Annotated in this window: 13 protein-coding genes; 6 read left to right on the forward strand and 7 right to left on the reverse strand. The window is 71.0% G+C overall.

Annotated elements, in window-relative coordinates; translation table 11 throughout:
- Positions 1 to 10: 10 nt before the first annotated feature.
- Both OG917_RS23930 and OG917_RS23935 read right to left on the reverse strand, forming a co-directional pair.
- Positions 11 to 760 (reverse strand): ABC transporter permease, encoded by a 750-nt coding sequence (locus OG917_RS23930; RefSeq protein WP_328319668.1) that lies wholly within the window; start codon positions 758 to 760, stop codon positions 11 to 13.
- A 12-nt stretch (positions 761 to 772) separates the two neighbouring features.
- Positions 773 to 1,585, reverse strand: a complete 813-nt coding sequence (locus OG917_RS23935; protein WP_328319669.1) for an ABC transporter ATP-binding protein — start codon at positions 1,583 to 1,585, stop codon at positions 773 to 775.
- A 101-nt stretch (positions 1,586 to 1,686) separates the two neighbouring features.
- On the opposite strand from OG917_RS23935, the gene OG917_RS23940 reads away from it, so the two are divergent.
- The 4 genes from OG917_RS23940 (at position 1,687) to OG917_RS23955 (ending at position 6,543) form a co-directional block, all read left to right on the forward strand.
- On the forward strand, positions 1,687 to 2,322 hold the full coding sequence (locus tag OG917_RS23940; protein ID WP_328319670.1) for a TetR/AcrR family transcriptional regulator: 636 nt from the start codon (positions 1,687 to 1,689) through the stop codon (positions 2,320 to 2,322).
- Between the two features lie 130 nt (positions 2,323 to 2,452).
- A complete protein-coding gene (locus tag OG917_RS23945; RefSeq protein WP_328319671.1) occupies positions 2,453 to 3,301 on the forward strand; it encodes a 3-hydroxyacyl-CoA dehydrogenase family protein in 849 nt (282 codons plus the stop codon).
- Positions 3,302 to 3,447: 146 nt separating this feature from the next.
- Entirely contained in the window at positions 3,448 to 3,771 is a 324-nt protein-coding gene (locus OG917_RS23950) for an STAS domain-containing protein (protein WP_164264323.1), read from the forward strand.
- 195 nt (positions 3,772 to 3,966) lie between these two features.
- Positions 3,967 to 6,543: an ATP-binding protein gene (locus tag OG917_RS23955; protein ID WP_328319672.1), complete on the forward strand. Its 2,577-nt coding sequence runs from the start codon at positions 3,967 to 3,969 to the stop codon at positions 6,541 to 6,543.
- Positions 6,544 to 6,624: 81 nt separating this feature from the next.
- Here the strand turns inward: OG917_RS23955 and nucS are convergent, their stop codons facing one another.
- Positions 6,625 to 7,296: an endonuclease NucS gene (nucS, locus tag OG917_RS23960; RefSeq protein ID WP_164267471.1), complete on the reverse strand. Its 672-nt coding sequence runs from the start codon at positions 7,294 to 7,296 to the stop codon at positions 6,625 to 6,627.
- Between the two features lie 214 nt (positions 7,297 to 7,510).
- On the opposite strand from nucS, the gene OG917_RS23965 reads away from it, so the two are divergent.
- Positions 7,511 to 7,903, forward strand: a complete 393-nt coding sequence (locus OG917_RS23965; protein ID WP_164267472.1) for an SCO5389 family protein — start codon at positions 7,511 to 7,513, stop codon at positions 7,901 to 7,903.
- A 72-nt stretch (positions 7,904 to 7,975) separates the two neighbouring features.
- Here the strand turns inward: OG917_RS23965 and OG917_RS23970 are convergent, their stop codons facing one another.
- Positions 7,976 to 9,007: an LLM class flavin-dependent oxidoreductase gene (locus OG917_RS23970; protein ID WP_328319673.1), complete on the reverse strand. Its 1,032-nt coding sequence runs from the start codon at positions 9,005 to 9,007 to the stop codon at positions 7,976 to 7,978.
- A gap of 219 nt (positions 9,008 to 9,226) precedes the next feature.
- Between OG917_RS23970 and OG917_RS23975 the strand changes: the two genes are divergently transcribed.
- A complete protein-coding gene (locus tag OG917_RS23975) occupies positions 9,227 to 9,559 on the forward strand; it encodes an ATP/GTP-binding protein (RefSeq protein ID WP_328322126.1) in 333 nt (110 codons plus the stop codon).
- 33 nt (positions 9,560 to 9,592) lie between these two features.
- On the opposite strand, the gene OG917_RS23980 is transcribed toward OG917_RS23975, so the two are convergent.
- From OG917_RS23980 to OG917_RS23990, 3 genes are all read right to left on the reverse strand, one after another.
- A complete protein-coding gene (locus OG917_RS23980) occupies positions 9,593 to 10,456 on the reverse strand; it encodes an ABC transporter permease subunit (RefSeq protein ID WP_328319674.1) in 864 nt (287 codons plus the stop codon).
- Positions 10,453 to 11,571 (reverse strand): ABC transporter ATP-binding protein, encoded by a 1,119-nt coding sequence (locus OG917_RS23985; RefSeq protein ID WP_328319675.1) that lies wholly within the window; start codon positions 11,569 to 11,571, stop codon positions 10,453 to 10,455. Before OG917_RS23985 ends, OG917_RS23980 begins: the two co-directional genes overlap by 4 nt.
- Before the next feature lie 169 nt (positions 11,572 to 11,740).
- Positions 11,741 to 12,508 (reverse strand): ABC transporter permease subunit, encoded by a 768-nt coding sequence (locus OG917_RS23990; protein WP_328319676.1) that lies wholly within the window; start codon positions 12,506 to 12,508, stop codon positions 11,741 to 11,743.

Raw genomic sequence — 12,508 nt, forward strand, 5'->3', positions numbered from 1 at the left:
CGGGGCACGGTCAGCCGCCGGCGCTGCGGAACACACGTGTGCCCACCGTCACTGCGGCGGCCGCCAGGGCCCCGGCCGTGAGCACGCCGTAGAGCATCGCCGTACCGGTGTAGTCGCCCACATAGCCCGCGCGTACCGCGTCCACCAGATAGCGGAACGGCATGAAGTGCGACAGCACGTTCAGCCAGCCGGGGGCCAGCGCCATGGGGAGCATCAGCCCCGAGAGCAGCATGGACGGCATGGTCACCGCGTTGATGACCGGGCCGAACTCGTGCGGCTTGGAGACCTTCAGCGCCAGCGCGTAGGAGAGGGAGGCGAGCGTCACCGTCAGGACGCCCACGAAGGCGAAGCCGATCAGCACACCGCCGACCGGCGCCCGCAATCCCATCAGCAGCGCCGTCAGGACCAGCAGGACGGACTGGAGGACGAAGAGCGCGGCGTCCCGCAGCACGCGTCCCAGCAGCAGCGCCAGCCGGCTCACCGGGGTGGCCCGCATCCGCTCGAACACCCCGGTCTGGTTCTCGATGATGATGGCGAATCCACTGAACGACGCGCCGAACAGCGCGAGTTGGAGCAGTAGTCCGGGGACGAGCACCTGCCACGAGTCGCCCCGGGACCCGAGTGGCAGGCCGGTCAGCAGGGGGCCGAAGAAGAGCAGGTAGAGCAGCGGCATCAGCACGCCGAAGAGGATCTGGAACGGGGAGCGCGCCGTCTGCCGGGCGTAGCGGCCGAAGATCAGCGTGGTGTCGTGCACGAACATGTGAAGGGGCTCCTAGACGGCTACGGGGGCGGTCTCGCCGGGTGTGGCGGTACGGCCGGTGATGGCGAGGAAGGCGTCCTGGAGGGTGGCGTCGATGGATCCGGCGTACTGGAGCTTGAGCGCGCCGGGCGTGCCGTCGGCCACCACCGCGCCCCGGTCCACGACGACCACCCGGTCGGCCAGGGCGTCCGCCTCGTCGAGGTAGTGCGTGGTGAGGAAGACGGTGGTGCCGTGCTCCTCGCGCAGTCCGCGCACCAGCTCCCAGAGGTCGGCACGGCTGCCCGGGTCGAGCCCGGTGGTGGGCTCGTCGAGGAAGAGCACATCCGGCCGGTGGGTGAGGCCCATCGCGATGTCGAGGCGCCGCCGCTGGCCGCCCGAGAGCGAGGCGCACTTGCGGTCGAGCAGCGCGGTCAGGTCCAGCTCGGCGGCGAGTTCGGCGGCGCGCGCCGTGGCGCGTGCCCGGCTCAGCCGGTAGAGCCGCCCCTGGGTGACGAGCTCCTCGCGTACGGACATCTGGTGGTCGACCCCGCCCCCCTGGGCGACGTATCCGATCCTCCGGCGGACCCCCGCCGGGTCTCGCACGAGGTCGCAGCCGGCGACGGTAGCGGTGCCCGCGCTGGGCGCCAGCAGGGTGGTGAGCATGCGCAGGGTGGTGGTCTTGCCCGCGCCGTTGGGTCCCAGGAAGCCCAGGATCTCGCCGGCCCGGACGGCCAGGTCGATGCCGCGTACGGCGTCCACCGGGCCGGCCCTGGTGGTGAAGGTCCGGGCCAGCCCGGACGTGCTGATGACGGGTGTGGCGCTCTGTGGGGTGGGGCTGAGTGGCATGGGATCCAGAAAAACAGAGGCGCTTCAAATTTGCAATGCATATGAAATTTGGGGCTGCCCCAAGTTTTCACCGAGCCCAGTGGTCCGCATACGATGCAGGCATGGCTGAGGGGCTCAGGGAGCGCAAGAAGCGCCGGACCAGGCAGTACATCTCCGATGTGGCGACCGGGCTGTTCCTGGAACGCGGCTTCGACGCGGTGACCGTCGCGGAGGTGGCCGAGGCCGCCGAGGTCTCCGTCAACACGGTGTACAACTACTTCCCGGCCAAGGAGGACCTGTTCCTCGACCGCAGCAAGGGTGTGGTGGAACGCCTGGCCCGCTATGTGCGCGCCCGGGACCGCGGGGAGTCGGCTGCGGGCGCGGTGCTCCGGGAGCTGCGCGGGCAGGTGGAGGCGGTCTCACCCACGGTGGGGCTCCTCGACGGCTATGACCGCTTCCTGGGGGTGGTCCAGCACGCGCACACGCTCCGCTCCCGGATGTGGCACATCCAGCAGGAGTCGCTCGCGAACGTGGAGGCGGCGCTGCGCGAGGAGACAGGTGCGGACGCCTCCGACACGCTCCCGACCCTGGTGGCCGGCCAGCTCTCCTGGATCCAGTCGACCCTGATGGCGTGGATCGGGGACGAGATGATCGCGGGGCGTGCGCCGGACGAAGTCTCGCGGCGTGCGCTGGATCTCCTCGACGACATGGAAGAGGTCCTGGGGGAGAAAGTGCTCAACTACGCAGTGCGGGCCTGAGGGTGACGCCCCGGAGTGTGATGTCCGCCATGTGGGACGTGACGCGCATCTCTTAGCCACCACAAGGTGCTCCGCTCCCTATAGCCTCCGCCCCAGAGTCGTTTGCAGGAAGCCGTTGAAGGGGTGCCAAGTGGCCAGGAAGCTCGCTGTCATCGGAGCCGGACTCATGGGTTCCGGTATTGCGCAGGTGTCGGCACAGGCCGGCTGGGACGTGGTCCTGCGTGATGTCACCGATGCGGCCGTGACCCGCGGGACCGACGCCATCGAGGCGTCCTACGCGCGGTTCGTCGCGAAGGGCAAGCTGGAGGGTGCCGACGCCGACGCCGCTCTCGCGCGGATCACCGCCACCACGGATCTGGACGCGGTCGCCGACGCCGATGTCGTCGTCGAGGCGGTCTTCGAGAAGCTGGAGGTCAAGCACGAGATCTTCCGTGCGCTGGACAAGCTGGTACGCGAGGACGCGGTCCTCGCCTCCAACACCTCGGCCATCCCGATCACCAAGATCGCGGCAGTGACGGAGCGCCCGGAGCGGGTCGTCGGCGCGCACTTCTTCTCGCCCGTCCCGATGATGCAGCTGTGCGAGCTGGTCCGCGGCTACAAGACGAGCGACGAAACCCTCGCCAGGGCCCGGGAGTTCGCCGAGTCCGTGGGGAAGACCTGCATCGTGGTCAACCGCGACGTGGCCGGCTTCGTCACCACCCGGCTCATCTCCGCGCTCGTCGTCGAGGCGGCGAAGCTGTACGAGTCGGGCGTGGCCACCGCCGAGGACATCGACACCGCCTGCAAGCTCGGCTTCGGCCACGCCATGGGCCCGCTGTCCACCGCGGACCTGACCGGCGTCGACATCCTGCTGCACGCCACGGAGAACATCTACACGGAGTCCCAGGACGAGAAGTTCGCTCCGCCGGAGCTGATGCGCCGAATGGTCGACGCGGGTGACATCGGCAGGAAGAGCGGGCAGGGGTTCTACAAGCACTGAATCGCACAGCCCGCCCTGCGATCACCCGGTTGGGTGAATTGGGTATCGGTTCGCTTACGGACGGCAACTTCTTTCCCGGCGGGGCAGTCAGTTCAGTGACAGACGTGAAAGACGTGACGGAGTCCGAGAACTCTCGGGGAGCGCATATGCATATCAGGGGCGACCACGTCGAGCTGGTTGTCGGGGGCCGCCTCGACGTCCGCAGCGCGGCGGACGCCCGTACGGTCCTGCACTCGGCTGTCGACGACGGTGTCGGCGATCTCGTGCTCGACCTGACCGAACTCGATTCCTGGGACGCCACAGGGCTCGGGGTGATCATGGGCGTCCACCGGCGGGCCGGAAGATGCGGCCGCCGGCTCGTGCTCCGCGGAGTGCCGCCGCAGATGCAGCGCCTCCTGGTGGCGACCCGGCTGCACCGCATTCTGGCCATCGAGGGCGGAATCGCCGCCGAATGCCTGCCCCGGGTCTGACGGATCCCGGGAACAGCGCTCCCGGCCGTGGCACCGGGGACCCCGAGTGGTGACGGATACTGGCCGAAGGTCTAAGGTTCGGTCGCCTGCTGATTGACGAACCCATGTGCGGTAGGCGCCGGACCAGAAGCGACAGCGTGGTGTGCGAGGCCGGGAAGGCAGACCGCGCACAACGCCAGCTGGGGGCTTTCACCTATGGACCCGATGAACGACGGACCGGACGAGTACGGCCAGGACCACCGCCCGGGGCGCGCCGGTGGCCCGGCGTCGCCCAGACCCGCGCGGGACCCGCTCGCGCCGGACCTCGGACAGAAGGCGCCCGCCCGCGCCCGCACCGTCCGGCTCGTCACCGGTGAGTTCCTGGTCACCGTGAACCCGGTCGACGGCAGTGAGATCGAACACTGCCCGCCGGGGGAGCACCCCGGCGCACCGGAGCGGTACGGCCCCGGGGAGCGCGCGGACCTGCTGCGCGCCGCAGGGCCCCCCGTACTGCCCGGACCCGCGGGGCCGGAACTCCCGCTGCTGGAGCGGCAGGAGGAGCACGAACGGCTGGTCCGGCTGCTGGCGCGCGGGCGGTCCGTCCGGCTGACCGGCCCCGCCGGATCCGGGCGCACCTCGCTCCTCGACGCCGTGGCCCGGGACTGCGGGGGCTTCGCGCCCGACGGTGTCGTCCGGCTCTCCGGCTACCACCGCACCCCCGCCGACCTGCTGTACGGACTCTTCGCCGCCGTCCACCGGGCCCCCCTGCACCGGCCCGACAGGGCCGAGCTCCTCACCCTGGTGCACGGCATCGGCGCGATCGTCGTCCTCGACGACCTGGAGTTCGGCGGGGCCGCGCTGGAGGAGCTGCTCGGCGCCACCCCCGAGTGCGCGTTCCTGTTCGCCGCGACCCCCGAGGTCACTGCCCCGCTCCCCGAATCCCACCTGGAGGAGGTCTTCCTCGGCGGTCTCGGGCGCAGCGCGTCGCTCGTCCTCCTGGAGCGGGCCGTGGAGCGCCCGCTCACCGACGAGGAGGCCAACTGGGCGGGTGACCTGTGGTTCGAGTCGGAGGGGCTGCCGCTGCGCTTCGTCCAGGCCGGTGCGCTGCTGCGCCAGCGCGACCTGCTGCGTACGGCTCCCGGCGCCTCCGGCACGTACCCGGGCCCTCGTACCGACGATGTCCTCACCGACGTGTCCGACGCCCCCGGGACGCAGGACGACGCCCCCGAGGTGCCGCTGCCGACCCTCGGGCAGGGCGCGGCCCCCGCCCACCTGCTCGCCGAGCGGCTGAGCGACGCGGCCCGTGCCACGCTGGCCTTCGCCGTGGCGCTCGGCGGCGAGGTGCCGCACCAGGCCCATCTGCCGGCGCTGGTCGGCGACACCCATGCCGACGCGGCGATGGGGGAGCTGGCCGGGTCGGGGCTGCTCTCCCCGGCCGGTTCGCACTACCGGCTGGCCGCCGGTGTCGTCCAGCAGCTGGAGGCCGGGGGATACGCCGACGAGTCCACCGGCCACGCCCTGACCGCCGCACAGCACTACGCCTGGTGGGCCGGGCACCCCTCGGTGGCCCCCGAGCGGGCGGCCGCCGAGGCCGACGCCGTGCTCGCCGCGATGAGCGCGCTGGTGCCCGGCACGGAGGCCGGACATCCCAGCGCCGCCGTGCTGCTGGCCCGGAGCGCTGCCCCCGCCTTCGCCGCCGGGCTGCACTGGAGCGCCTGGGAGCGCGCGCTGCGCACCGGACAGGAGGCGGCCAGGCTCTCCGGCGAGGTAGCCGAAGAGGCCTATTTCCACCACGAGTTGGGCGTGCTGGCGCTCTGCACGGGCAACCCGGACCGGGCGCTGGCCGAGCTGGAGGCCTCCATAGCGCTGCGCGGTGCGCTGGCCGACAAGGCGGGCACGGTCGCGGGCCGCAGGGCGCTCGCCCTCATCGCCGACCGTTCGGGAGCCGCCTCACTGGGCGGCTACGTGCCGGGCGGTGCGGGGGACACCCCGCCTCAGGGCGCCGAGATGCTGCGGTCCGCGCACGAGGAGGCGGCCACGACGCCCGCAGGCCCGGGTGCGGCGGGCGCGGTCGTCTCGCTCTCCCCGGCACCCGACGAGCGGGTCACACTCGTCACCCGGCAGGTGCCTCCGCCTGCCGCGCGCGGCAGGCGCCGTACGGTCCTGGGCGGCGCCCGGCGCAATCTGGTCGCGGCCGGCGCCGGTGTGCTGCTCGCGGGTGTGCTCGGCACCGTGGTCACCCTCGGCGCGACGAGCAACGACGACTCCCGGACCGGTGACGGCAGCCCGGGCCGGTCGGCCGACGACGGCAGCGGCAAGGACGGGATGACCGCGGACGAGCCCACCCGGAGCACACCCGGCAGCTCGGACGGGTCCGCCGGCGGCGGCACCGCCCGCCCTTCGTCCTCAGGCACCCCGGACGCCTCGGACAGCAAGCGGCCCTCCCCGGGCAGTTCACCGTCGGACGGCGCCTCGTCCCCGGGCGACGACCCCACGTCACCGTCGGGCAAGCCCTCCGGGTCCAGTGGGAAGCCGCCCACGAAGCCGTCGCACTCACCGTCGGGCAGGCCCTCGCACTCGCCTTCCGGCTCACCGTCCACGTCGCCGAGCGATCCGCCCTCCAGTCCGACGCCCACCCCATCGGACTCCACGTCCGAGGACCCGCCGCCCGCCGGCTCGCCCTCGTCCACCCAGAGCGTCATGCGGCCCTCCACGGCCTCCGGCGGGCCGGTGGACAGCGAGAGTGCGTCCACGCCCCCGGAGGACGCCTCAGCGTCCCCCTCGGCGGGCTGACCCGGCACACGGCGGAAGGCCCCGGCGGACATCACGTCCGCCGGGGCCTTCCGCCGTACTGCCGTCAGCCCTCAGGGCACCTCAGAAGAGGCGCAGCTTGTCGTCCTCGATGCCCCGCATCGCGTCGTAGTCGAGCACCACACACTCGATGCCGCGGTCCGTGGCCAGTACCCGGGCCTGCGGCTTGATCTCCTGCGCCGCGAAGACGCCCTTCACCGGGGCCAGATGGGGGTCGCGGTTCAGCAGCTCCAGATAGCGGGTCAGCTGCTCCACACCGTCGATGTCTCCGCGCCGCTTGAGCTCGACGGCCACGGTACCGCCGTCCGCGTCACGGCAGAGGATGTCCACCGGGCCGATCGCCGTCATGTATTCACGCCGAATCAGCGTGTGACCCTCGCCGAGGGTTTCGATGCGGTCGGCGAGGAGTTCCTGGAGGTGGGCCTCGACACCGTCCTTGATGAGTCCGGGGTCGACCCCGAGCTCGTGCGACGAGTCGTGGAGGACCTCCTCCATCGTGATGATGAGCTTCTCGCCCGCCTTGTTCACGACCGTCCACTGACCGGTGTCGTCCCCTGTCCCCTCCTTCAGAGTGCAGGGCGGAGACATCCAGTTGAGAGGTTTGTACGCCCTGTCGTCCGCATGAATCGAGACGCTTCCGTCGGCCTTGACCAGGATCAGGCGCGGAGCGGACGGCAGATGGGCGGTGAGGCGGCCCGCATAGTCGACGGAGCAGCGGGCGATGACGAGACGCATGGTCGGCAACGCTACTCGACGCCGCGGCTTGTACGCGATTCGCCCTGAACAACCCCGTTCGTTATTGGCCGGTTGTGTGCCCATTCTCCTGGTGCGGGCGCCTGCGCACGCATACCGTGGAAGCAGGAGGTCGTCACGCGTGTACTCTGCGTCGCGATCCTCCAGGCCCTGCCCGTAAGGCCCCGGAATCTCCGGGGCCGCGAGAGGAGAACCCATGTCGCTCGACGTCTCACCGGCCCTACTCGAACAGGCCGAGCGAGGCGAGGTCGATGAAGCCGACTTCATCGACTGCGTCCGGACCTCCCTGCCCTACGCATGGGAGATGATCAGCTCTCTGGCGGTCCAGCTGAAGGTCGACGGTGGCGAGTTCGCCGACAACCAGACGCCTCCCCCCAATGAGCAGGCGCGCGGCCAGCTGCTGCGCGCTCTCGCGAGTGACGCCATACGTGGAGCGCTGCAGCGGCATTTCGGGGTGCGCCTGGCATTCCAGAACTGCCACCGTGTGGCGGTCTTCCCGCTGGATCCCTCGGTCGATGAGCGGCTCGGCCGCTTCACCTCGATCAGGGGCCAGCTCCTGAACCAGTCCCCGGAACTCAGGGACTGCTGACGCGCCGGGCTGCCGCTCCGCACCACTGGAGGTGTCTTGGCTGCCGGAGCGGCAGCGCCCGGTTCCACCGGATCAGTGCAACTGCGGGAGGACTTCGGCTCCGATCAGCCGGAGGTTCTCCTCGGTGGCCGCTACATCACCCGAACCCTCCACGAGCATCGCGAACCGTGTGATGCCGGTCCTCTCCGCCGTGGCCGCCAGCCGGTCGGCAGCCAGACGGGGAGGGCCCACCGGGTGGATCCCGCAGAGCATCTCCGTGTACGCGACCGGGTCCCGCATCGCGCGGTGCCTGCCGTCGACGGTCACATGGGCGTCAAGTCCCTGTTTGAGCCAGCCCGGCATCGCCTTCACCAGGGTCTCCGCCGCCTCCGCCCGCCGGTCCGCGATCTGTGCCACACCGGCCGCCACGTGCCCGGCCCCCGCGATCAGCTCCGGCGCAACTCCCGCCGCGCGGGCGTGCGTCCGCCACAGCGTGACCATGTCGGCCTTCTCCTCGTCGTCCGAGTGCATCCCGAGCAGCATCGGCAGCCCGCGCTCGGCGGCGAGCCGCACTCCGCCCGGCGAGGTGCACGCCACGACGACCTCGGGGCCCGGGACTTCACCGCACCGCAACTCCTGCGGCCGGGGCACGACCGGGACTTCACGGAAGCGGAAGCGCTCCCCGCCGGCCGAGACCCGGGAATCGCGCAGCCACCGCAGCAGCAGGTCCAGCGACTCGGGGAAGCCGCTCTCGTACGCGTCGAGTCCCGCGCCGAAGACCTCAAGGTCCACCCAGGGCCCGCCGCGTCCCACCCCGAGGCTGAACCGCCCGCCGGATGTGAGGTGCAGGAGGGCGGCCTGTTCGCCCAGCGCGACGGGGTGCACCGTCGGCAGCACGCTCACCGCCGTACCGACCCGGATCCGCCGGGTGCGGCCCAGCACCAGCGCGGCCAGTGTCACCGCCGACGGGCACACCCCGTACGGGACGAAGTGGTGCTCGGCCAGCCAGACCGTGTCGAGTCCGGACTCCTCGGCGACCTCGGCGGACCGCACCGCACGGTGCAGCGCCTCTTCCTGCCCCTGCCCCGGGAACTGGGCTGCCAGTACAAATGCCCCAACACGCATCGCCTTCTGCCTCCTTGCGGCCGACGCGACTCTCCCCTTACTGGCAACAACGCCTGACACGTGCCAAGGGCACGGCCCCTCGCAAAGTTGTTGTGATTTTCCGGTAAGCAGGGGCTCCGGGCTTTCACGTTCTCACGGTGAGCGGTACGGATGTGGCGTTCTGCTGCCCGTAGGCTGGAGTGAGCGAGAAACTGTCCGGTCTGCCCCGTGAGGTGTTACGTGTCCCCGCGCCGCAACCGTCCCCGTGGGGGCGAGAAGCCGAGCGAGCCCGTCGGCGGAGGTGGGGGACCCGACCGCTTCGGCCTCCAGGCCACCGAGTCCTGGCAGGGCGAGGAGTGGTCGGTCCGCATGGTCAGCGGGGCGAGCGCGCAGGGCAAGCGCTACCGCTGCCCCGGCTGCGACCAGGAGATCCCCTCCGGGGTGCCGCATGTGGTGGCCTGGCCCGAGTACGGCGGCGTCGACGACCGCAGGCACTGGCACAAGGCCTGCTGGAACGCGCGGGACCGCCGCACCTCCCGCGTGCAGCGGTCCCGTAACGCGCCGAAATACTGACGGTCCGCGCCCGGCCCGGCCGGGCCGGGCGGCTCAGACGTCGCGGCTGCTGAGCGCGGCGAGCGCACCCGCGTACACCACGGCCGTCACCCCCAGAAGGATCCACAGCGGCTGCCAGCCCGAGGGGCCCGTGCTGGAGACCGAGGTGCTGTAGAAGGCGCTGAGCTGGTTGGGGATCGAGTACTCGAAGAGCTTGTCGCGCAGCGTGGACAGCGAATCGGCGAACATGAACAGCGCCAGTACCAGCGGCAGCAGCACCACCCCGAGCATGACCGTGATGGCACCCGCCGAGTGCCGGATCAGTGAGCCGATCGCCAGCGACAGCAGCCCCAGCAGGGCGACGTAGAGACTGACGCCCGCCGTCGCCCGGATCCACTGCGCGCCGCTCGGCGGCCGGGCGCCCGTCCCCTTGAGCATGGCGTACTGGACCACCGCGACCAGCGCGGTCGTCACCAGCAGGATCACGAAGGCGAGCAGGAAGAAGACGATCGCCTTCGCCGTGAGCACCCGTGCCCGGCTGGGGCAGGCGGTGAGCGTCGTACGGATCATGCCGGTCCCGTACTCGGAAGCCACCGTCAGCACACCGAGCGTGATCACGCAGATGGAGCCGAGCAGCACGCCGAAGAACCCCATGCTCAGCACCGGAGTGCCGTTCATGGTGGAGCCGGACGACCTGACCGCGACGGCCGCCAGCAGACCGATGCCGAAGACGAGCACGATCAGCACGCCGAGCGTCCACATCGTGGAGCGGACCGACTTGATCTTCGTCCACTCCGAAGCGAGGGCGTGCCCGAGGTGGGCGTCGGTCACCGGGATCGGCGACACGTAGGACGGCGTCCGGCCCGGCTGTGGCTGCGGCTGCGGGGGCTGGAACGGCGCGGGGGCGGGGGTCGTCATCGGAGGTCCTTCGGGGCGGGAGCGGTCGCGGGGGTGGCGGCCTGCGGCGCGGTGGGGCCGGTCGCGGGCGGCACGGGCGGTCCGGCCGGGGGAGCGGCGTACGGGTTCCCGCCGGGCGGCGGCGGGGCGTACCAGCCCTGCTGCGGGACCTCGGGCGGCGCGGGCAGCGGGTGGCCCGGCTGCCCGAAACCGGACAGCTGGTCCGCGGTGGAGCGGTAGTCGACGGCTCCCTGTGTCATCCGCATGTACGCCTCCTCCAGCGAGGCCTGGTGCGGGGAGAGCTCCCACAGCCGTACGTCCGCGCCGTGCGCCAGGTCGCTGATCCGCGCCAGCGGGAGCCCGGTCACCCGCAGAGCGCCGTCCAGCTCCGGCATGACCTGCCCGCCGGCCTCGGTGAGCGCGGCTGTCAGCTTCTCGCGCTGCGGCACGTCGGGGGTCCGGACCCGCGCGAAGTCGGCCGAGTTGTGCGAGATGAAGTCCGTGACGCTCATGTCCGAGAGGAGCTGGCCGCGGCCGATCACGATCAGATGGTCGGCGGTGAGGGCCATCTCGCTCATCAGGTGCGACGAGACGAAGACGGTCCGGCCCTCGGCGGCGAGGGACTTCATCAGGTTGCGGACCCAGAGGATGCCCTCCGGGTCGAGGCCGTTGACCGGCTCGTCGAACAGCAGCACCTGCGGATCGCCGAGAAGCGCCGCGGCGATACCGAGGCGCTGGCCCATGCCGAGCGAGAAGCCCTTCGAGCGCCTGCGGGCGACGTCCTGCAGACCCACGACACCGAGCACCTCGTCGACCCGGCGCGCCGGGATCCCGGAGAGCTGCGCCAGCGAGAGCAGATGGCTGCGCGCGCTGCGGCCGCCGTGCACCGCCTTCGCGTCGAGCAGCGCGCCGACCTGCCGGGGGGCGTTCGGGAGTTTGCGGAAGGGGTGGCCACCGATCGTGACATGGCCGGAAGTCGGCTGGTCGAGGCCGAGGATCATGCGCATGGTGGTCGATTTCCCGGAGCCGTTGGGCCCCAGGAAACCGGTCACCGTGCCGGGCCGCACCTGGAAGGAAAGGTTGTACACGGCCGTCTTGGCGCCGTAGCGCTTCGTCAGGCCGACTGCCTCGATCATTCTCCAGCCCCATCGACGTTCAGCGTGTCGTCGGGGCCTGGCCGCGTTCGGCCGAATACCCCCGTATGAGTGAGGAGGGTATCCAGGCCTTGACGGTTCCAGCCACGTCGTGAAAACCGGCGGTTTCCGGCCGCCGCCCCTGCAGCCCGGCCGGCCCGCAGATCAGCCGTCAGGCGTCGCGCTTCTTCAGCAGCACATAGCCGGCGAGTACCGCGGCCACCACCCACAGAGCCATGATGCCCAGCCCGGCCCAGGGTCCGTACGGGGCGTCGCTGCTGCTCGACACCACCTGCGTGATCTGCCTCCCGGCCTGGTCGGGGAGGTACTCGCCGACCTTCTTGGTGGCCGAGACGCTCCCCAGGATGTTGGAGATCAGGAAGAAGAACGGCATCAGGATTCCCAGCGAGAGCATGGGGCTGCGCAGCAGCGAGGCGATGCCCATCGAGAACATCGTGATCAGCGTCATGTACAGCGCAGCGCCGATCACCGCCCGCAGCACACCCGGGTCACCGATGTGGGAACGGTGGCCTCCGAGCAGAGCTTGCCCGAGGAAGTACGTCACGAAGCTCGTCACCACACTGATGACGAACGCGAGGACCGTGGCGACGACGATCTTGCTGAAGTAGAAGGTGGCGCGCTGTGGCACCGCGGCCAGCGACATCCGGATCATTCCGGTGCTGTACTCGTTGGAGACGACCAGGACACCGAAGACGATCAGCGCGAGCTGACCGAGCACGATCCCCGCGAAGCTCACCGACGTCGGGTCGAAGGTGAGCTGGTCCGAGCGGTTCAAGTTGCTGAACTGCGCGTTGGAGAGGGCGCTGAACAGCGCACCGAACGCCACTGTCACCACGAGCGCGCTCGCCAGTGTCCAGAGGGTGGACTGCACCGAGCGGATCTTGGTCCACTCCGACTTCATCACCTGGGCGGCCGCCAT

The sequence above is a fragment of the Streptomyces sp. NBC_00388 genome (genome assembly GCF_036061255.1).
Classification (GTDB): domain Bacteria; phylum Actinomycetota; class Actinomycetes; order Streptomycetales; family Streptomycetaceae; genus Streptomyces.

Coding starts and splice junctions, on each gene's coding strand:
- OG917_RS23930 (WP_328319668.1), bottom strand. CDS start 760: ATGTTCGTGCACGACACCACGCTGATCTTCGGCCGCTACGCCCGGCAG.
- OG917_RS23935 (WP_328319669.1), bottom strand. CDS start 1,585: ATGCCACTCAGCCCCACCCCACAGAGCGCCACACCCGTCATCAGCACG.
- OG917_RS23940 (WP_328319670.1), top strand. CDS start 1,687: ATGGCTGAGGGGCTCAGGGAGCGCAAGAAGCGCCGGACCAGGCAGTAC.
- OG917_RS23950 (WP_164264323.1), top strand. CDS start 3,448: ATGCATATCAGGGGCGACCACGTCGAGCTGGTTGTCGGGGGCCGCCTC.
- OG917_RS23955 (WP_328319672.1), top strand. CDS start 3,967: ATGGACCCGATGAACGACGGACCGGACGAGTACGGCCAGGACCACCGC.
- nucS (WP_164267471.1), bottom strand. CDS start 7,296: ATGCGTCTCGTCATCGCCCGCTGCTCCGTCGACTATGCGGGCCGCCTC.
- OG917_RS23965 (WP_164267472.1), top strand. CDS start 7,511: ATGTCGCTCGACGTCTCACCGGCCCTACTCGAACAGGCCGAGCGAGGC.
- OG917_RS23970 (WP_328319673.1), bottom strand. CDS start 9,007: ATGCGTGTTGGGGCATTTGTACTGGCAGCCCAGTTCCCGGGGCAGGGG.
- OG917_RS23980 (WP_328319674.1), bottom strand. CDS start 10,456: ATGACGACCCCCGCCCCCGCGCCGTTCCAGCCCCCGCAGCCGCAGCCA.
- OG917_RS23985 (WP_328319675.1), bottom strand. CDS start 11,571: ATGATCGAGGCAGTCGGCCTGACGAAGCGCTACGGCGCCAAGACGGCC.
- OG917_RS23990 (WP_328319676.1), bottom strand. CDS start 12,508: ATGGCGGCCGCCCAGGTGATGAAGTCGGAGTGGACCAAGATCCGCTCG.